Genomic DNA, 19,077 nt, shown 5'->3' on the forward strand with positions numbered 1-19,077 from the left:
ACGGTGTGGAGCAGGGGAAAAGGTGGAGATAACTTCAAAGCCTTACCTATTGCTATAAACTTTAGAGAGTAGTACAATTTATTTATCGGATGAAAATGTGTATAGATTTAAAAGATATTATCCTAATGGTAACATAAGAGAAGAGGGAGATTATATTTATGAAGATAATTATAACAATGATATCTCTTGGATAGGAGAGCATAATTTTTATTCAGAAGAAGGAGAATTGATAGAATATGAAAAATAGTATAAGTTATTATCCAGAAGGGAATATGAAGGAAGAGCATGGATATGATGAAGATGGTAGATTAATATTTTCGAATTTCTTTAAAGAGAATGAAAAGTTAGAGTGTAGTTTAGATTTTGATGTTGCTGGTAGAGTTGTTGAAAAATTTATTTATAACGATATAGGAGACTTGGTGTATCAAGAGATTAATGATTATGACGAGGAACTTTATGTAAGAGAGTTATTTACCTATTTAGAGGATGATTCTTTTATTGTTAAGGTATATAATATTGAGTACAAAGATTTAATGCTTAACTCAGATGAAATTATAAAAAAATATAATTCTGTAGAAATAAAATACTATAATAAATATGGACAATTTCAAAAGAAGGAGAGAGAAGATGAGTAATTATATAAAATCAAATCAAAAAAATAAAGAGTTCTTAGAAAGTAATGAGGAGAAATTATTAAAGTATATTGATAAAAAAGGAGAGTACTATCTAAATATTTTTAAAGGACCAAAAAATAAAACTAATTTCTGTGCCTTATTTTTAGGTCCATTATGGATGGGATATAGACGAATGTATTTTGAAACTTTTATTGTTGGTTGTTGTGTTGCTTTATTAGGTTTTATAGCAATGATGTATGAGTTTTTCTCTTTCAAAGTAATCTCTAATTCTACTATTAGAGGCTTGAATTATGCTTTGATGGGACTGATGGGATTTTTTGGTAACTATATCTATTTTTTATCTTTAAAAAGAAGAATAACTAAAGGTGATGAAAAAATAGGAGTTTCAAAAATAGGAATTTTATATGGATTTATTTTAGGTGTTTTAATGCCAATGGCTATAGCAGGAGTAGCTGGAATTATTTTAATGCTTTTATTGGGAGAGTAATGTGAAAAGTTCGAATAAGAAATTAATAGTAGGAATTGGTATAGCCATTTTTATATTTTTGACATCTTTCACATCTAAAATTAAAAGAAGAGAGGGATATAGAGGAGTATATCCCTCTCTTAATTTTAAGATGAGTAGTAATAGCACAGAGGGAACTTTATATATTGTGCTTGGAATGACTTTAGAGCCTTTAGCAATTCCTGTATATATGGTAGATAGAACATCGTCATTTCTGTATGATACAATTCTTTTTCCTATAGATTTATATAGAGATTATAAAGCTAGTAATGGGAAATTCATTGAATATTATGAGGAGGATTTTAGAGTTGAGTGGATTGGAAAAGGAAAAATAAAACCACTCTATACGGATAAAAAAAGATTGGAATATACTTTGAAAAATGGAAAATACGTAGGCGAATATTATGAATATTTTGAAGATGGAAGTATCAAAGAGTTTTCCAACTGGAAAAATGGGAAATTAGATGGAGTGAAAAAAACATATTATTCATCAAAAGAGATTGTAACAGATGAAATGTGGGAAGATGATCGATTGATATCTTTAATTTATTATGATTCTGATAGGAAAGTATTAGCTAAGATTTCAAATGATGTTTCTTCAAAGATATTTTTAAAAAAAGAGTATGAGCATTTAAAAGATGTTACGATAGTTCAAGTTTTCAAATATGATTCTCCAATTGCATTTTTTGTTGATGAAGTTAATAAACTTGGAAGTGGTATATGGATAAAAACACAAAATTTTAAAAATGATAGATTAATTTATGAAGTTATGGATACTTATGTTGGTGATAAGAGAACAGGATCTAAAGAGGTAGAGTATTCAGAAGATGGAGCTATTATCTATGAGTGTGTTTTAAATGAAGATGAAGAAAGTGAGTTATATAAAAAAAATTATAAATCTGATAATTAAATAATAATTTATAGAGATGAGGGGAAAATGGGAGAACTTTTAATAATTACATTTTTTATTATTTTTTTCTATCTATGCTATGTTTATGATAGTTTTTATTTTGAACCGGTGATTAAGGAAAAATTAGAAAGGGTTAAAGAAACTAAGGAGATTTTGTCTAAAAAAGATTTGCTTTTATTGAATGGAATTTACAAAAATATATTCTTATTAAAAAATAAAGGGACTGTGACTATTTTAGAAGGAGAGGTCAAGAAAAAAGATAGAAGTTTTCGTGGGAAATATGGGATTAAGTACAGATACTCTTTTGACTATATCAACGATTGGAAAATAAATATTTTTAATTTTCATTTTATAAATAAGAATGAATTCTTTTTAAAAGAGAATGATGTTGTAACTTTAAAAGGAGTTATACATTCAGGAAGTTTTTATGTTATTGAGATAAATGGATTTAATATTTTAGATTATGTTAAAGAGATTAAGAGTTTTCCGATAGAAAAAGATAAAACAGATCCAATTTTTAGTAACCTTATTTTATCTTTTATATTTTTGTTGGTTGCATTTTTTAATCCTTTTTCAAAACTAACGATTATATTTACTTTGTGTATTGTGACATGTACTATTATTTTTAATTTAAGTGGTCTGCTTTTTTCAAAACTATATAGAATTGGAGAAAAATTATGTAAAGTGGAATATTTTCCAACTTTTTCAATAGATGATGTTATAACAAATGGAAAGTTAACTACTAGAGTTAGTCGGGTTAGATGTATTGAAATATCTACTTTATTAACGTTAATCGTTTGTTTAGTTTTTTCTTTTAAAGCTTTTAAAATCTATAGTGATGGCCTACATAGAGGTACTCCAAAAGAGATAGTTATTACGAGAGAGAAAGAATATAGTTTTTTAGATTTTGAAATAGGAGATAAATTAATTCTAAAAAATATTCAGGCTATGTCAGATGAATATACAGGAACAATCTATCTTTTAAGAAAGGAAAACTCTACCGAAGATAATGAGGTAGTAACTCGTCTTAAAGAACTTCCACTATATCCTTTGAGAAATGAAAGCGTTATTCAAATGGCTGATGTTTATAGTTTTTATGAACAAGAGATTGAATTTTTAAAAGAGCGTAGAGAGATTAGAAAAAATGATTTTATGTTTAAGATAGATTTGATACCTGAAAATGTAAGACGCTACTATACTTTTTCGACTGGAGGTATCAGTTACGATTTATTAAAAAGAAATTCAAAACAAATTTTAAAGTTTGTAAATGGAATCGAGTTTAGTACGACAGGAGTTATAACAAAGAAAAATAAAATGACTAAAATAATAACGTTAGATGCTTCTAAAAAAGATTTCGGTGAAAATGAGTTTCAAAATTTAAAAGAGATGTTTAAGATTTATATTTTAATTGTTCTGTTATATTTATATCTATTTTTTATGTATCTATATAAATATTGGTTTGTAAAAAATAAATTGTAGATATCTGAAGATGTTTAGGAGAGATAGATGAGGAAATTTAAATTTATTTTATTTGGAGTTGTTATTTTTATTTTTTTTAAGATTTATCTTAATAATGAAAAGAATCCTCCTGAGATTTTTGGAGATAGTATACGTTGGAAAGGTAGTACCTACATCGTCTCTCAGGGAGGACATAAAGAGGGAAAAAGAATAGCCAAAGGTGATGGATTTTCTCTCTTTAGTGTAGGAGATATAACGGAAACTTTTATAGTTTACAGATCTTTTTTAGATAATGCACTCTATGTAAAAGAGGAGTTTAAAATACCTACAACAGGAGAAATAACTAAAGTATCTTGGGGATATGAAATTTTTTCTGATGAAGATTTGTGTAAGACTATTTCTAAAATATTAGAAGGGAGTAAAAATTTAGAAGTAAATAGATATGAATCGGAAGATCCACTTTTTAGGTTAAAACCAGGTCTAATGATGAGAGCTTTATATGTTGCTTATGAAGATGCATATGTTCCAACTAACTATAAAGGGGAAGTAGGAGTTATTGACGGGAAGTGGGCAATGACAACTAGTATAGAAGAGGAGATTAACGAGAATAAAATTTTATATAAAGTTAACTATATCCTTATTCCAAAAGATTATATAACTATTTTAAAAACTTATTTTAAAATAGAAGTGTAATTTTGATATCAGTTTAACTAAAATAACTATAACCAAAACACTGATTAAGAGAATTGTAATTAAAGTTCCTCCCTCAATCGTGTTATTGTTAAAGTTGAATTCTAGCTTAAACATAGCCAAACCTTCTGTTGAATTGGTTATCTACATAGAAGAAAAGCGACTAACTTATATACATGAAATAAGCTTCCACCGAAGTGAAAGCCTATATCATTCGCTTTTTTTACCAATTCAACAGATCCTTTAAGGTTCTTGAGTTAATTTTAAATTATTTATTACAAAAAGTCAAATAGTCCTCTAAAATATATATCGAAACACTTTTATTAATAAACGTTATTTAACTTTCAAATACTACTCCCACTCAACTTTAAAAAAAATGTTTGTTTTTAAATGTATTGATTTTATTAGGTTTTTAAGGGGTCGAAAATTTAAAAATAAGTATTTTTTATTGTTTTTTTAATAAAATGGGTGCATTTTGGGTGCAGTTAAAAATATTTTTTAAATTGTTGTGAAAGCAAAATACTTTGTAAAATTAAAAATAAGGCACAAGTGTGACACCTGTATGTTGTAATACTAAAATTGATTCTGAAGGGCTAAAAAAGGCAAATGAAAGCGTTTTAAAAACAAAAGACTAGATTTTTAAAAAAATATGTGTTATTATGATTCTACAAATAAATAAAAAAAGTATCTTAGCGCCAACTAAAATACTTTTACTAGGATATTTCCTACGTGAGTAATAATGCGGACAGCGATTTTACTCTCTTTTTTCATGCAAATTTTATGTAATAATTATCACATAAAAAGCAGAAAAAGTAAAGATAAAAATTTACTTTTTAGTTGATTTTTGCTTAAAAGCATAAAAAATAAGGGGATATTCTAGATTATTTGAAAATTAATCTAGGAGGTATTTGAATTCAAATAAAAAACTAAAATGTTGACAATATGGTACTATTTAAATAGTTTTTTATCTTATTTTGTATGCTTGGAAAAAGCAGGGAATCTAACTTGAAAAAATTAAGAAAAAATTATGCTGAAATTATTAAAAAATTAGAGAGTTATAGTAAAGAACAGTTGGTATGTTTTTTAAGAAGTTATAGCTCAGAACTAAAAAATATGGAAAGTCACTGCGATGATCTTTGCGATACTGAAACAGGAACACCGTATATGAGTTCTGTTTTAGCATCAGGATTAAAGGTTTTAAATGGAAAAAGAAATACATATCAAATGTCACAAGAAGTTCATCAAAAAGCTAATAGTATAATAGGTTTTGTTCAAAAAAATTCAAAACATAATTATACAGAGCAAGAACTTATGTTCACAGTAGGCTATATTGCAATATATTATAAAATCGCATTTGAAAAAATAAAGGTCGGATAAAATAAAAAGCTTCTTATTAGAAGCTTTTTTATTTAAAATATAAATTATAAAAATGTAGTAATGGGGGAATTATAAATTATGTTAAGAGCTGAAAAAGCAATACAAACAAAGGATCATGATTTATTAAAAAGAGAGAATTTTGTAAAAAGAATTGCAGAAGGGATTTTAAACTATAATGATACTGAGAATTTTGTAATAGGTTTAGAGGGTGAATGGGGAACTGGAAAAACATCAATTCTAAATTTATTAGAAGAAAAACTGAAAGGTAATATTGAAATATTTAAATTTAGCCCGTGGAATTTTGTAAGTAGAAAACAAATAATTTCAGATTTTTTTGAACAATTTTCTTATTTTATGGGGCTTAGCTGTAGAAAAGATGCCGCAGAAGTAAGTCAACAATTGCAAATAATGTCCAAATTTTTAAAACCTTTTGGATTAATTCCTGTAGCTGGTGATCTTATAAAAATATTATCAGAAGGAATGGAGGCGATGGGAAATAGTCTTAAGCCAGAAAAAATTGATATAGAAAAAATGAAAGAAAAAATAAATATATCTTTGGGAAAAGAAAATAAAAAAACTGTGGTTATAATAGATGATATAGATAGATTAAGTGATACTGAAATAATAGAAATATTTCAATTGATTAAAGGTGCAGGTAAATTTAATAATGTAATATATATTTTAGCATATGATTATGAACTTGTTGTAAATGCATTAAATTCAATATCACAAAAAAGAGGAAATGAATATTTAGAAAAAATAGTACAAATTCAAATTGAAGTACCTTTTATTTTGAAAGAGGATTTAATCGAAATTTTTTTTGATAGAATAAATAACATTTTTGAAGTAGAAAATAAAACTATTGAAAATAAATATAAAAATATTATAACAATGTTAGTAAAAGATATACGTCAAATTGAAAAAATATTAAATCATATAAGATTTGGAGCAGAATATGCAAAAAATTATTTAGACATTTCAGACTATGTAATTATGAAAGTATTACAAATAACAAAGCCTCAATTATATAAATTTTATTTAGATAATATAAATGAGATAGAAAAGAAAGTGGGAAAAATTTTAAGAGAAGATATAAATACTCTAACTTTAGAAGAAGAAATTTTATATAAAGTATTTAGGTGTGGATCAACAGGAAGTAATCCATTTTTTATAAAAATGAATAAAGAGGCTAAAAGTCCTTCTCCAAAAACTAAAGAAATTTTTTATATAGAAAATCGAAGTTTATATTTTAATTATATATAAATATAAAGCTGATTTTTATCAGCCTTATATCTTTCCTAATAACTCCATCATCTCCTTATTACTATTAGGAAATAGATGAGAATAAGTATTTAAGGTCGTTTCAACCTTTTCATGTCCCAATCTTCTAGCAATAGCTAGAGGATTAACACCTAAATGAATAAGTAAGGATGCGTGTGAATGTCTAAGATCATGTATCCTTATTTTTTTTACTCCAGCAATTTCTGAATGCTTTTTCATAGCATGCTCAAAAATATATTTGGTATGAGGAATTAACCTTGTTCTAGGTTTTGGTTTATACAGTGCTGTTAGGTAGTTTTGTAATATTGGAATCAATTGAGCAGGCATTTCAATAACCCTTTTACTCTTAGGAGTCTTAGGCTCAGTAATTACATCTTCTTTATTTAATCTCTGATAAGATTTGTTAATATTTAAAGTTTCATTTTCAAAATCAATATCTTTTACTTCAAGAGCTAGGAGCTCTCCAACTCTAAGGCCACACCAGAATAAAATATTAAATCCTGTATAAGCAGCAGGGTGATCTTTAAGAGTTTCAATAAATAATTTAAATTCTTCAGGTGTCCAGATATTCATTTCTTCAGCATGTTTCTTTCCAATACTTCCAGCTTTATGGCAAGGGTTTTCTTGTAATGAATGAAACTTAATAGCGTAGTTAAAAATAGCTGTAAGTTGATTATGAATAGTTTTAATGTAGGTTTGACTATATGGATTTCCACTACTTGGGTTTATAGCTTTTAAAAGTTCATTTTGCCATTTTCTAACTATAACTGGAGTAATATCATTAAGCTTCATATTTTTAAAAAATGGTAGGATTTTCATTTCAATTATATATTTTTTGTTTATGATAGTATGTTCTCTTAATCTATGACTTAAATCATCTATATAAAGTTCATATAGACTTTTAAATGTCATAGTAACTTCAAATTTATACTTAGATAAAAACTCTCTTTCATATTCAAGAGCATCCCTTTTAGTTTTAAAACCTCTTTTAAAAGTTCTAATTCTTTTTCCTTCGTAATCTACATAATAGAAACGGGACATCCAAGTCCCGTTCTTATCCTTAGTTGCTGGCATAATTAATCTCCTTTTGTTATTCCAAATCTCTCTAATAGATAAAGTTTATTAACTCTACCTCTGATTATTAGATATCCCTTTTCTTTCATTTCCTTATTAACTTCTCTAATGATTTGATAAGCTTTACCATTTCCAACATTGCAAAGTTTTGCAACTTCTTCAACTGCTATCATAGTAGACATAACAACCCTCCTAATTATAATTTATAAATTTAAACTTGTATTTTATAACTACCTATTTAATTAATTTAATATTATTTTTATTGTCAAATTCTAAGCTTCTATCAGCTAAAGATTTTTTAAGTTCTTTGATATATTTCTCAAATAGATCAATCTCTTTTTCAACCTGAGATATTTGTTTTGAATCCATAGCTGATATATTTTTTCTTAACTTTTCAAAATTTTTATAGTTGACACATTTTTTAGTTTCTTTCTGAATAAGAGGTTCAATCTTGTATCCATCTTCTAGCTCTATGGTATCCTCTTTTGGAGTACTTCTAGCCTCTATAAAGCATCTGATGTCATCAACTTTTATAAGTTCCAACTCCACAGTGTCATAAACAATATTTATATCAAGGTCCTTACCTGTAAGTAGTTTAACTGCCTGAGTTGAAAGACTTGTTATATATTGAGCCTTATCTGGAAAGTTCATATATAAATCATATCTTTTTAAAAGCTCAGATACTTTATCTTTACTCAATCCAATATTTTCATACCAGGCCATAAAGCTACCTTCAGACCTTTTCAATTTTAGAGAATTTTCATAAAGAGCCTTACAAACTTTATATAAAGATTCAGACATATTTCGGAAGTTCCGAAATATAATAGCTTCATTTTCAATAACCTCTTTTTTGATATCTTCCTCAATTTCATACTTTTCAAATTCGAATGAACTTTGATAATCCTCTTGTACTTTTGCTTTTAAACTAGCCAATGCTTTCATAGTATCTCCTCGATCACAGTCACAAAACTTTCTTGTATTGTTTTAATTTTTTTAGAGTTAGATTCCCAGATTGTTTTTCCATCATCAATAAGTTTTCCAATTGTTGCACTTTGACTTATTGGAGCAGTTAGATGTATTTCGAAAGGCTCTAAGACCTCTTTCAATCCATTATAGTATTCTTTCTCTTTAGCTGTTTTAGTCCATTTGTTTATGATAACTGATTTGACTTTTCTAATTTCAACTCCTTCTAAAAGTGAAGTTATAGAATTTATAGTTACCTTATCAGCAAATCCAGGAACAACTACTTTATCTGCTAATTCAACAAAGTATTTATCTATTCCAACAACAGGTGTAGAGTCTATTAAAATATATGCATATTCTTGCTTAAATACCTCAAATAGCTCTTTCAACTTACCTTTCGACTGTAGGTTAAGGTGTGATGTTTTGAGAGGTATAAAAAATAATTTTTCTCTTAATCTTACAAGATCACCAGCTCCAGTTCTAATCCATTTTTCTAATCCTGAGTCAGATACTATTTTTTCTTTTCCTGCATATTCTAAAATATTATTCTGGTTATCAGACGTTATAATTAAAACCTTTTTATTTGTTACATGCTGAAGTCCATGAGCGAGTTGGAGAGTTATCCAACTTTTGCCAACTCCTCCTTTATTATTTTTAATTAAAATTACTGACATTCTTCTACCTCCGATAAATTAATACCTAACTCTTTTTCGATAATTTTCTTTAAAGAACACTTTCCTTCACCAGGAATCATTCTGTCTTCTATTTCAGCTATTTGATGGATTTTATTGAAAAACTCATCAATATCTCTAGATTGGCTTTTGATTTGTACTAGCTCCTCTTCTAAACTAAGTTTATAAACAATTTTGAAAGCTTCAAATTGTACAACTTCATTTGAAGTTGAAGCCTGTATTATTTGATGTTTTTCTAAAATCTCCATAAGATTTTTAAAGTCGTTTTTATTAAGTTTTATTATCATTTTATCCTCCAAGATATTTTTTTAATTGACATACAAGAAGGCTCAGTGTTATACTCTCATTGCTATGTGAGGGTTTGGCTTTTGGGCTGAACCTTTTTTTATTTTTTGTAAATTCTATTTAAATCATTCCTTTCGAGTTACAGAAATAGATTGGAACCTCTTTACCACCGTTATTGGCTTTTATAATTTCACCATTAACTTTAGCAATTCTAGCTTCAAGTCTTGATCTCTTTTGCTTGAGCTTTCTTAGAGCTTGTTCAGACTCGGTTATATCTGATTTAGTCATATCTAATTCAGTATTAAGTGAATTTCTTAATCTGATTAATTCCTTTTGCTTATCATCCATTATCCCACCTCTTTCAATGCTTTGATAACTTTTTCAGTGTAGTTATTGATTAACTCTTCATCCATACCAGTACAAGATTTTTTAAATTTTTGAATTATCTCATCGTGAGTATGATAATCTTTGAAACATTGGTAAAAATCAATACAGTCATTTGCTATTGTTACAATTACTTTTTCAGCTTTAGGTTTTTGTGTAGTTGATTTAGGTGAAATTTCTTTAGCTTGGAAGTTCCAAAGTCCTCTAACTGATTGCACAAGAATACTGTTTAGGTTTTTAGCAAATCCTTGTTTAACTTCAAGTTTGCATTTTTCATAGAGAGCATTAAACTCTGCTTCTGTGATATTTGGATTACTTGATAGGATATTTGCTTTTGTACTTGAATCTAAAATATTTAAAAATTGACTACTACTACTTTCTTTTTTTGGTTCAGTATTTATTTCAGTAGTAGTAGAATTAGTATTAGTTATATTAGTATTAGTTACCGTAACATTTTTGTTACCCGTACGCTCCTCATAATTGTTACCCGTGCCATCCTCAAATTTGTTACCTGTATATTTACGAGTAACACTTTTGTTACCCGTAGAATTAGATTCGTTGTAGTAATAAAATACTCCTTCAATCTCTTTCATTGTAGTTTTAATTAAGTTTGAAATGTTCTTTTGATCCTTCATATAAGTTTTGATATTTTCAGCAGTGTATAAACGTCTTTCAATAACTTTAAATCCAATTTTTATTTGATTGGCAAATAGATATCCAAGCTCGATTAGTTCGCTTATATCTCTGCTGATACTCTTTTCATGCTTGTTAAGTTTAATAGATATGCTTTCGTTTGTAGCAAAGCAATATCCAACCTCGTTATCTGATAATTTATTTATAGCAGCATATGTTTTAAATAGTGCTGGACTTAAATCTTGCATAGCATCCCAAAAATTTTTATTGTTCATTTGTTCCTCCAATAGAATTAGTATTTAACATTTAGTAATTTGCTTATATCTTTAAAAATGGAATCCATATTCCCTTTGAAATAGTATCTTTCACCTTGATGGAAAATACTTGCTTCTATAGTATTTGATAAAACTTTTATTCTCATAAAAAAAACCTCCCTATTTGCAAAAAGTATTTGCATTTTTAGGAGGTATACTCTATAATATCTTTGCGAGAGATATTGGTGGGTGAGTATACCTGCCTTTTTTATTTGTTTAAATTTTCTTTATTTTCTCTGATTAGTTTCTCTTCAACCATTGAATTTTCAATTCTTAGTTTTTCTCTACATCTAGCAGCATAATTGATTAAATATGTTCTTACATCATCATCAATCTTTTCATAATAAAGCTCATCTCTTTTTAAAATCTCAAAGCTTTTTTCAAATTTATCATTAAAACTTTTAATCTCTTTTTTTAATGACAAGAGCTCTTTTTTTATTTCCTCTAAATTTTCTAAAGATAATATTATTTCATATCGTTTATCAAAATGAATGTTCATATCAAATTTCCATTTCATAAGTCCAAACATTTTCTCTCTTCTTTCGTCATCCAATTTATCATTAACACTTGCATGTCTAAGAGCTTCTTCAAAAGTCATGATATGACATTGAAGATTCATAGACCTTTCAAGTGCTAAAGAGTTGCTACTTTCTGTTCTCATCGATAACCTCCTAGTATATTTTGTTTAAAAACTCTGTTAGAAGCCACCATGGGGGGATGATGACCTCTAATAGAGTGCCTACCATGAAAAAGAGTAGGCAACTTAATTATGAAAGGTGTTCAAATAAAATTTTACTGACGATAGAAACATAGTTCCAAAAATAATTACCATGTATAGCTTCTTCGAAAAACTCTTTTTCAAAACTTTTCATATCAGAAATCTCGGTTTCAATTTCATTTTCAAGCCCGTAAAACTTAATCTCTTTAATAAGATTTTCAACCAATTCTAATTTATCTACCACAATAACCTCCAATTTTAATTTTTTATCTGTATTTATAAAATGAAATATATTATTACGTGATAATATATTGTAAGTCCTTTAAAAAAACTTACAGTTTTAATTTATTAATAAAAAGTGATGGTGATTCGTTTAATACTTTAGATATTTTTTTTATAGTTTTCAAAGTAGGCTCTGTAACTTCCCAGCGTTTGAGAGAACTGTTCAAAGTTTGACGACTTATACCAAGAAGATTAGCTAACTCGATAAGTTTAATATTTTTCTCTTTTAAGTACATTCTTAAAATAATTGAAAAATTCATTTTCCCTCCTTTTGTAAGTTTTTATAGTTTACAAGAATAGTTATATCATGCTGTTGACAAAATGTCAACTATAATAAGTTACACTTTTTGAAGTTAGTAAGCTTTTTTAGATTACTTTTATAATTAATATCTGTATAATATGAATAAAAGTATAATTAATTTAAAGAAAGGAGAAGTATGAAAGCAGGAGAATTTTTAAAAAAAATTAGATTAGAAAAAAAATTATCATTAAGACAAATGTCTTATAAAACAAATTTATCTCATACTTTTATTTCGGAAATAGAAAAAGGAAAATTAAATGGAGCTTTAAGTAGTCAAGAAAAAATATTAAATGCTTTGGAATTGACAACTGAAGAAAAACAAAAGTTTTATAAGCTTTCAGAATTAGAAAAATTACCTCCAAATATAAGAATGGAGATAATTGAGATGGAAAATGAAATCCAACAATTAAAAAAAGAATTAGAAGAATGTAGAAATCAACTAAACATTGAAAGTAATAGCAATAATGGGCATATTATCGTAGGAGATGGAAATAAGATCAATCACTCTTATGCTGGAACTGAGCTGTGCAAAGAGATGAATGAGTTGAGTGAAAAAGAAAAAGAGAAGGTTTTAAAATTTATAAATGATTATATAAAAAATTAGGGGGAATTAAGTTATGAGTAATCAAGATGCTGGTAGAGTAATTAGGGAAAAGAAAGGCTTGAGCTTACTAGAGTTTCCGAAGGATTACATTTTAATAGACTTAGAGACTACAGGATTGAGTCCAATATACAATGAAATTATAGAAATATCAGCTTTAAAAATTAAAGATGGAGAAGTTATAGATACTTTTAGTGAGCTAATTAAACCAAAGTATGAAATAGATGGTTTTATAGCGAAATTAACAGGAATAACTAATGAGATGGTAAGAAACTCAAGAGAGGTAAAAGAGGTTATATCTGATTTTATGAACTTTATAAATAAAGATGATATTTTGGTGGGCTACAATGTAAATTTTGATATAAACTTTTTATACGACAACTTATTAAGAGCGTCCAATAAATTTTTAGAAAATAACTTTGTAGATATTATGAGAGTTGCAAAATATGCTCTTAAAGACAAAGTTGATTCATTCAGATTGAAGAAGTTAGCTAACTATTATGAAATAGATACAAACGGAATGCATAGAGGGGAAAAAGATTGTCAAGTATCTAAAATTATTTTTGAAAAAGTCCAAGAATTGATTTTAGATAAGCATCAAACACATGAGAATTTTTTAGAAGCTAGAAAAAAAGCTCAATATTTAAATTCTAAAGATATAGTATCAGAGAATAAAGAGTTTGATTTAAGTCATCAAGGTTATAATAAGCAGTTTGTTTTTACAGGAACATTAACGAGATTAACTAGAAAGGATGCTATGCAGTTAGTAGTTGATTTTGGTGGGAAAGTAAATGGTGGTGTAAATAAAGAGACAAACTTCCTTGTGATGGGTGATTTAGATTATTCTAAGACTGTAACTGGAGAAAAAAGTTCAAAAATTATAAAGGCAGAAACTTTAAAGTTAAAAGGTCAAGATATTGAAATAATTCCTGAGGAAGTCTTTTATGATATGTTTGAAATAGTAGAAGATACTGAAACATTTAAAGTAGAGAAAAATGCATATAATAATGCTAAAGCTTTTATTATATTTGTAAGTCATAATAACTCATATGAAAGTATAAAAAATATTGTAACACATAATATGGATGAAACATTTACTATAGATGAAAAGATTACAATATTTAATGAATGTTTGGAGGAAGGGCTTATCCAAGAAGAAGAGACAAGAGAGACTCAACATAATTATTTTAGTAAATTAAAAGTTGCGGAGTTACAAAATATACTTCAAGAAAATAAATTAGAAAACTCTGAAAAAACTAAAAAAGTACTGATAGATAGAATTTTAGAAAATATAAATCTAAATGATTATAATATAAAGCAAGTTTATAAATCAACAGAATTAGGTATAAAATTTAGAGATAGTTTAAATTAGAATATTGTATTTTAGATAAAAAAATATCTTATATAGATAGAAAGGGGAAATAAAAATATTGGACTTAATAAAAGATCATAAAGAAGTACTAGATGTAATGAGTGCTGTTATGGGAATAACAGGATATAGCTTAAGGGATTTTGCTAAATACATGTGTAAAGATTATTTGAAGAATATTTTTAATGACAAATTTAATGGCAAATTAGATAGCGAAAGAAAAAAAGAAATATTAGCAGGATGTCTAATTGAATTAGAAGATTATATAGAGAACTCTAAAAACCTAGACAATGATTTATTTAAAGCAATTGGAAATGTTCTTATAAACGGAATTGAACTAGAAGAATTATATACTAGAGAATATATTAAAATTTTAAAACTCTTAAGTTGGTTAGATTTAATTGTTTTAATTGAGGTTTCAAAAATACATGGTGAAATAGAAGAGTTAGAATGCTTTACGGGTAGAGATTTATATTTTCTAAATAATTCAAGAATAAAAAATAGAATAGAAATTGAAGGGTGTCCAAAAGAGCTAGTGAATTTAAGTATAGATTTTTTGATTGAAAAAAAAATAATAATTGAAAAAGAAGTTGAGCTAGAGATATACACAAAGAATAGTTGGAATACAGCAGAAAATATAGGTGCACTTTCTTTTTTATCTAATGAAAGTCAACAAAAATATAAAAAAGTTAAGATAGAATATTTGAGTGAATTAGGAATGAAAATAATGGACTTACTTTAATGATTCCGATAGTCCAGTGTAGATAAAGTTTAAAGTTAAGAGAAAATCATATAAAATAAATATTAAAAAAAGAAGAGTTAGGAGTGATTGTATAAAGCTTAAATTAAACTTAAGTTAGAAATTATGAATTATTGTAGAAAAAGTTAAAAAGAAATTATTTTTAAATAAAAATTATTATAACATAAGAATTAGGGGGAATAAGTGAAGAATTATAGATTAAAGAATTATAAAATGATAGAAGATTATGAATTTGATTTAAATAAAATAAATATAATAGTTGGAGAAAATAGTAGTGGAAAAAGTAGCTTTTTGAGAAGTCTTCAATTATTAAAGCAAACAGCATATTTTTCCTTTGAAAAATTACACACTAATTTTAAAGAAGGAATAGATTTCGGGGAATATTCTAATTTAATTAAAAATAAAGATGAAAGCACGGTTGGATTTAAAGTTATTTTTGAAAAAAAAATAAAAAGTTATGGAGACTTTTTTATTGAAGGAATAGAATGGGCTTATGAAAAAAATATTTTAAAGAAAATTATCATTGTTTTAAATGATTCTACTTTGGAAATAATTTTAGATAAAAATAAGTTAGAAAAAATAAAGTTGAATAACCAAGAATTAGAAATATCGGATATAACTATAATGAAGTATACAAAAGATTTTTGCTTTCCAAGTTTAGGAGCTTCAAATCTAGAAAATATTTTTTATAGATACATGGAAGCTTCAGAAAAAGCAAAAGTTTCAGAAGATGAAAGAATGGAATTATTGCACTTACTTCTGAATAAAAGAAACGAAATCTATCTAAATAAAGAATTAAAATTTGATATTAAGTATAATGGAACTGATAAAAATATCTTAAAAAGAAAAATTTTAAATGAAAGAAAAAAAATAGATGTATTAAATAAATCAAATGAATTTATAAAAAATGAAATAACTTATATGGCAAATAAAATTTTAGGAGATTTAAATAAAGAATTCAAAAGGAAATTTATGGGGATTATTTATACTGGAGCAATTAGAGCTCTAGGTGAAAGATATTATAGAATAGTGGAAGATGAGTTTACAGGAGATTACACAGTAAACAATGATATAAGTAGACAATTATATAATTTTAAGACAAATGCACCAGAAATTTTGGAGTTATTTAATAACTTTATATATGAACACTTCAAATTTAAAGTAGATGTTATAACATTAAATATAAAAAATGATGAACCAATTTTTTTCTATGTTGAAATAGAAAAAGATGGAGCAAAAAATAATTTAGTAGATGTAGGAGCAGGGTATTCACAAATACTACCAATTTTATATGCATGTTTTGGGAAAAGAAAAAATAATGCAGCGACAATAGTTATAGAGCAACCAGAATTACATTTACATCCTAAAATGCAGTCAGATTTATTAGATTTATTGTTAAAATTAAGTAAGGATAATCCTAATTTAAAATTTATTATTGAAACACATAGTTCTTTAATTATTGATAGAGTTGGGAAAAATATAATGATAGAAAATTATGATTCAAAGGATATAAATGTATTTATTTTCAACAAAGAACAAAATTTAGAGATAAAAAAAACAAAGTATGGTCAAGATGGAGTATTAGAAGAATGGCCAATTAGATTTTTCTCAGCAAAGGAGATTAAAAAATGGTGATCGAAATAACAAAAGATGTTTTAGAAAATTTATATTTGAAAGATGAAATTGAATTTGAAAGATTGTCATATTTAATTTCTAAGAATATAGGAGAAAATATTTTTGCATTAAAATCAACACAAAATTTTATTTATTTAAATTATCAAGCCTGTTTATTTTTAAATGAAAAATACGAATCAAAGGAATTGATAAAATATTTTGATAATTTACAGGGGATATTAGCATCTGTTTCAAAATTAGAAAGAATAGTTGTAGTTTTATCAGCTTCAGCAACAAATAAAATGGAAATAGAATATGAATATGAACTTATTAGTGAATTATTGATAAAACCAATAAAAGTTATTTTAGAAAATATAAATGATAAAAAAATTTATGATATTATTATAAAAAGTTATATGTCATATGAAAAAAATCTGAGAATAAATTTAGAATATCAAAATGGAAATGGAAATCAGACGGCAAAAACGTTAGAAGAAAATTTACAAGAAAGAAAAATAAGCGTAGTTATAACAGATTGTGATCAAAAATATTACGGGGAAGAAAATAGAAGTTCTACACCAGCAAAAATTAAGGGTGTTTTTGAGAAAAATATTTTTTTATGTAAGCATATAATGATAGAATATAAAAATGTTGAAGGTTTAATTCCGTATAAATTTGTAATAGAAAATTTAGAGTCAAAAATTAAAACTTCTTTTGATCAAATTTATAAGACCAGTAAAGATAAAGAGTGGTTAAATTTTTTTGATTTTAAAAAAGGAATTATGAAAAATTTGAAAAGCGAATCTGGTGGTGGAATAGTTTCAAGTTCTCTAAGTTGGTGGAATAGTAAGATAGAGTTAGATATATGTATCCTTGAGTTTGCAAATCAGATAGAAACACAAGATATATTTAGAAGTGGCATTCCCACGAGCATAATGGAAAAGCCAATGGATGACATAATTTTTAAAAGTAAAAGTTCAGAAGAACAAAAAAAAGAATACAGAAGGATTTCAAGTTTAATTTATCCATGGATAATTTCAAATGATTATGTTACTGTATAAAAAATAGAATTAATTAAAGAAAGAGGCCTTAATAAAATAAGGACTCTTTCTTTAATTGATTTTTTTATTTTAAATCAAAAGGATCACCATCATCTAAATTATATTTTATTAAAATTTCTTGCATCATTTGTCTTGTTGTATACCATTGTGAAGATAGGTGTTCTTCTTCTTGAGATATATAAAAAAGGTTTTCAAATTTATCAAAATCACGTCTTGGTAATTTTTCTTCAGCTTCCTCTAAAGTAATCATAACCTAAAGCACCTCCTAAATAACGTCTTTCTTATAGTTAAAATATAACATAAATATCGAAAAAAATAAACAAAAAATAAATTTCTTGCATTTTTAGTTTTTTTAGTGTATTCTAATTCCCGTAAAAGACCTTGTGTTTAATAAAGGGGGGTAAAATGGAAAAATTTAATGAAAAAATTCAAGAAATTTTAATGGAGATAGGAGATAATCTTCAGAATGAGAAAAAAGTTTCTATCCAATTGGAGAAAGAAGCGTCAGGAAGAGTATTCTTAACAATAGCTCCGACAAAATTAGTAAGCATAAAATAAGTGCATAAATTATACAAGTAAAAATAATATTTTAATATGATGAGTAGGGTCAAGGATACCCACCCATATTAAATTCAATTTTTATTAATTACTTGAATTGAATAGAATTGGTATAAGAGGATGAGTCAAGGACCACCCTTATCTAATCATTATGATTGGATAGGGGTGGTCTATTTTTTTATCAGGAGTTTTTATGGAAGAAATGGAAAAGTTAATGGAGATGATTGGAGCTTTAGATATTGATTTAGATACTAAGTCAGAGTTGATGATTCAATTTGGTAAGGCTGATGCAGAAGCAAGGAGATGGAGTAATGGTAGGAACTAAAAGAGTTATTTTATTAGCAGGACATAACTTTATAAGTCCTGGATGCAATACAAATATAGATGGAAAGTTAATAACAGAATTTGATATGACAAGCTATTTAGTAACGGAAGTTTTTAAAAAAGAGAGATTAGTTGGAATTGATTTAATTATTAAAGCTAGAAATGATTTTGGAAATTTAGTTAATGAAGTCAATTCTTTAAATGGAGATATTTTAATAAGTTGCCACTTTGTGTTTTGCAACTTTGTTTAGCAGCACTGTAGCACCTTTAAAGAGCACCACCATTTTT

28 protein-coding genes are annotated in these 19,077 nt (G+C 26.4%); 16 read left to right on the top strand and 12 right to left on the bottom strand.

What is annotated here, in order from left to right; all coding sequences use genetic code 11:
- Positions 1 to 97 precede the first annotated feature (97 nt).
- The 8 genes from L988_RS13545 (at position 98) to L988_RS01790 (ending at position 6,838) form a co-directional block, all read left to right on the top strand.
- Positions 98 to 247, top strand: coding sequence for a hypothetical protein (locus tag L988_RS13545; protein ID WP_156110690.1), 150 nt, complete (start codon positions 98 to 100; stop codon positions 245 to 247).
- Positions 237 to 635, top strand: a complete 399-nt coding sequence (locus tag L988_RS01760) for a hypothetical protein (protein WP_047380952.1) — start codon at positions 237 to 239, stop codon at positions 633 to 635. The genes L988_RS13545 and L988_RS01760 overlap by 11 nt, the downstream gene beginning before the upstream one ends.
- Positions 628 to 1,122 (top strand): DUF2628 domain-containing protein, encoded by a 495-nt coding sequence (locus L988_RS01765; protein WP_047380954.1) that lies wholly within the window; start codon positions 628 to 630, stop codon positions 1,120 to 1,122. The genes L988_RS01760 and L988_RS01765 overlap by 8 nt, the downstream gene beginning before the upstream one ends.
- 1 nt (position 1,123) lies before the next feature.
- On the top strand, positions 1,124 to 2,050 hold the full coding sequence (locus L988_RS01770; RefSeq protein WP_047380956.1) for a toxin-antitoxin system YwqK family antitoxin: 927 nt from the start codon (positions 1,124 to 1,126) through the stop codon (positions 2,048 to 2,050).
- A gap of 27 nt (positions 2,051 to 2,077) precedes the next feature.
- On the top strand, positions 2,078 to 3,529 hold the full coding sequence (locus L988_RS01775) for a hypothetical protein (RefSeq protein WP_047380958.1): 1,452 nt from the start codon (positions 2,078 to 2,080) through the stop codon (positions 3,527 to 3,529).
- 27 nt (positions 3,530 to 3,556) lie between these two features.
- Entirely contained in the window at positions 3,557 to 4,201 is a 645-nt protein-coding gene (locus L988_RS01780) for a hypothetical protein (RefSeq protein ID WP_047380960.1), read from the top strand.
- Between the two features lie 1,002 nt (positions 4,202 to 5,203).
- A complete protein-coding gene (locus L988_RS01785) occupies positions 5,204 to 5,575 on the top strand; it encodes a hypothetical protein (RefSeq protein ID WP_047380962.1) in 372 nt (123 codons plus the stop codon).
- A 78-nt stretch (positions 5,576 to 5,653) separates the two neighbouring features.
- Entirely contained in the window at positions 5,654 to 6,838 is a 1,185-nt protein-coding gene (locus tag L988_RS01790) for a P-loop NTPase fold protein (protein ID WP_047380965.1), read from the top strand.
- Positions 6,839 to 6,862: 24 nt separating this feature from the next.
- Here the strand turns inward: L988_RS01790 and L988_RS01795 are convergent, their stop codons facing one another.
- The 11 genes from L988_RS01795 to L988_RS01840 all read right to left on the bottom strand — a co-directional run bounded on the left by L988_RS01795 (position 6,863) and on the right by L988_RS01840 (position 12,461).
- Complete coding sequence (locus tag L988_RS01795) at positions 6,863 to 7,930, bottom strand: site-specific integrase (RefSeq protein ID WP_047380968.1); 1,068 nt, start codon at positions 7,928 to 7,930, stop codon at positions 6,863 to 6,865.
- A 2-nt stretch (positions 7,931 to 7,932) separates the two neighbouring features.
- Positions 7,933 to 8,112 carry a hypothetical protein gene (locus L988_RS01800; protein WP_047380971.1) on the bottom strand — a complete coding sequence of 60 codons (180 nt, stop codon included), beginning with the start codon at positions 8,110 to 8,112 and terminating at the stop codon, positions 7,933 to 7,935.
- A 52-nt stretch (positions 8,113 to 8,164) separates the two neighbouring features.
- A complete protein-coding gene (locus L988_RS01805; protein WP_047380973.1) occupies positions 8,165 to 8,872 on the bottom strand; it encodes a hypothetical protein in 708 nt (235 codons plus the stop codon).
- Positions 8,869 to 9,567, bottom strand: coding sequence for a ParA family protein (locus L988_RS01810; RefSeq protein ID WP_047380975.1), 699 nt, complete (start codon positions 9,565 to 9,567; stop codon positions 8,869 to 8,871). Before L988_RS01810 ends, L988_RS01805 begins: the two co-directional genes overlap by 4 nt.
- A complete protein-coding gene (locus L988_RS01815) occupies positions 9,558 to 9,872 on the bottom strand; it encodes a hypothetical protein (protein WP_047380976.1) in 315 nt (104 codons plus the stop codon). The genes L988_RS01810 and L988_RS01815 overlap by 10 nt, the downstream gene beginning before the upstream one ends.
- 118 nt (positions 9,873 to 9,990) lie before the next feature.
- On the bottom strand, positions 9,991 to 10,218 hold the full coding sequence (locus L988_RS01820; protein WP_047380978.1) for a hypothetical protein: 228 nt from the start codon (positions 10,216 to 10,218) through the stop codon (positions 9,991 to 9,993).
- Entirely contained in the window at positions 10,218 to 11,162 is a 945-nt protein-coding gene (locus tag L988_RS01825; RefSeq protein WP_047380980.1) for a helix-turn-helix domain-containing protein, read from the bottom strand. Before L988_RS01825 ends, L988_RS01820 begins: the two co-directional genes overlap by 1 nt.
- 17 nt (positions 11,163 to 11,179) lie before the next feature.
- Complete coding sequence (locus L988_RS14010) at positions 11,180 to 11,308, bottom strand: hypothetical protein (protein ID WP_255359912.1); 129 nt, start codon at positions 11,306 to 11,308, stop codon at positions 11,180 to 11,182.
- A gap of 101 nt (positions 11,309 to 11,409) precedes the next feature.
- Positions 11,410 to 11,862, bottom strand: coding sequence for a hypothetical protein (locus L988_RS01830; RefSeq protein WP_047380982.1), 453 nt, complete (start codon positions 11,860 to 11,862; stop codon positions 11,410 to 11,412).
- Positions 11,863 to 11,968: 106 nt separating this feature from the next.
- On the bottom strand, positions 11,969 to 12,163 hold the full coding sequence (locus L988_RS01835; RefSeq protein ID WP_047380984.1) for a hypothetical protein: 195 nt from the start codon (positions 12,161 to 12,163) through the stop codon (positions 11,969 to 11,971).
- A gap of 88 nt (positions 12,164 to 12,251) precedes the next feature.
- On the bottom strand, positions 12,252 to 12,461 hold the full coding sequence (locus tag L988_RS01840) for a helix-turn-helix domain-containing protein (protein WP_047380986.1): 210 nt from the start codon (positions 12,459 to 12,461) through the stop codon (positions 12,252 to 12,254).
- Between the two features lie 177 nt (positions 12,462 to 12,638).
- Between L988_RS01840 and L988_RS01845 the strand changes: the two genes are divergently transcribed.
- The 5 genes from L988_RS01845 (at position 12,639) to L988_RS01865 (ending at position 17,907) form a co-directional block, all read left to right on the top strand.
- On the top strand, positions 12,639 to 13,106 hold the full coding sequence (locus L988_RS01845) for a helix-turn-helix domain-containing protein (protein ID WP_047380988.1): 468 nt from the start codon (positions 12,639 to 12,641) through the stop codon (positions 13,104 to 13,106).
- A 13-nt stretch (positions 13,107 to 13,119) separates the two neighbouring features.
- Positions 13,120 to 14,475, top strand: a complete 1,356-nt coding sequence (locus tag L988_RS01850; protein WP_052191638.1) for an exonuclease domain-containing protein — start codon at positions 13,120 to 13,122, stop codon at positions 14,473 to 14,475.
- A gap of 58 nt (positions 14,476 to 14,533) precedes the next feature.
- Entirely contained in the window at positions 14,534 to 15,214 is a 681-nt protein-coding gene (locus L988_RS01855; RefSeq protein WP_047380990.1) for a hypothetical protein, read from the top strand.
- A 201-nt stretch (positions 15,215 to 15,415) separates the two neighbouring features.
- Positions 15,416 to 16,867, top strand: a complete 1,452-nt coding sequence (locus L988_RS01860; RefSeq protein ID WP_047380992.1) for an AAA family ATPase — start codon at positions 15,416 to 15,418, stop codon at positions 16,865 to 16,867.
- The gene (locus L988_RS01865) at positions 16,861 to 17,907 is read left to right on the top strand and encodes a hypothetical protein (protein WP_047380995.1); all 1,047 of its coding nucleotides are present in this window, start codon (positions 16,861 to 16,863) and stop codon (positions 17,905 to 17,907) included. The genes L988_RS01860 and L988_RS01865 overlap by 7 nt, the downstream gene beginning before the upstream one ends.
- A 64-nt stretch (positions 17,908 to 17,971) precedes the next feature.
- Here the strand turns inward: L988_RS01865 and L988_RS01870 are convergent, their stop codons facing one another.
- Positions 17,972 to 18,157: a hypothetical protein gene (locus L988_RS01870; protein ID WP_047380997.1), complete on the bottom strand. Its 186-nt coding sequence runs from the start codon at positions 18,155 to 18,157 to the stop codon at positions 17,972 to 17,974.
- A 155-nt stretch (positions 18,158 to 18,312) separates the two neighbouring features.
- On the opposite strand from L988_RS01870, the gene L988_RS13550 reads away from it, so the two are divergent.
- From L988_RS13550 to L988_RS01875, 3 genes are all read left to right on the top strand, one after another.
- Positions 18,313 to 18,465, top strand: a complete 153-nt coding sequence (locus L988_RS13550; RefSeq protein ID WP_156111912.1) for a hypothetical protein — start codon at positions 18,313 to 18,315, stop codon at positions 18,463 to 18,465.
- 202 nt (positions 18,466 to 18,667) lie between these two features.
- The gene (locus tag L988_RS14015) at positions 18,668 to 18,790 is read left to right on the top strand and encodes a hypothetical protein (protein WP_255359913.1); all 123 of its coding nucleotides are present in this window, start codon (positions 18,668 to 18,670) and stop codon (positions 18,788 to 18,790) included.
- The gene (locus L988_RS01875; protein WP_047380999.1) at positions 18,777 to 19,040 is read left to right on the top strand and encodes a hypothetical protein; all 264 of its coding nucleotides are present in this window, start codon (positions 18,777 to 18,779) and stop codon (positions 19,038 to 19,040) included. Before L988_RS14015 ends, L988_RS01875 begins: the two co-directional genes overlap by 14 nt.
- Positions 19,041 to 19,077: the final 37 nt, after the last annotated feature.

The organism is Cetobacterium sp. ZWU0022, assembly GCF_000800875.1.
Classification (GTDB): Bacteria; Fusobacteriota; Fusobacteriia; order Fusobacteriales; family Fusobacteriaceae; genus Cetobacterium_A.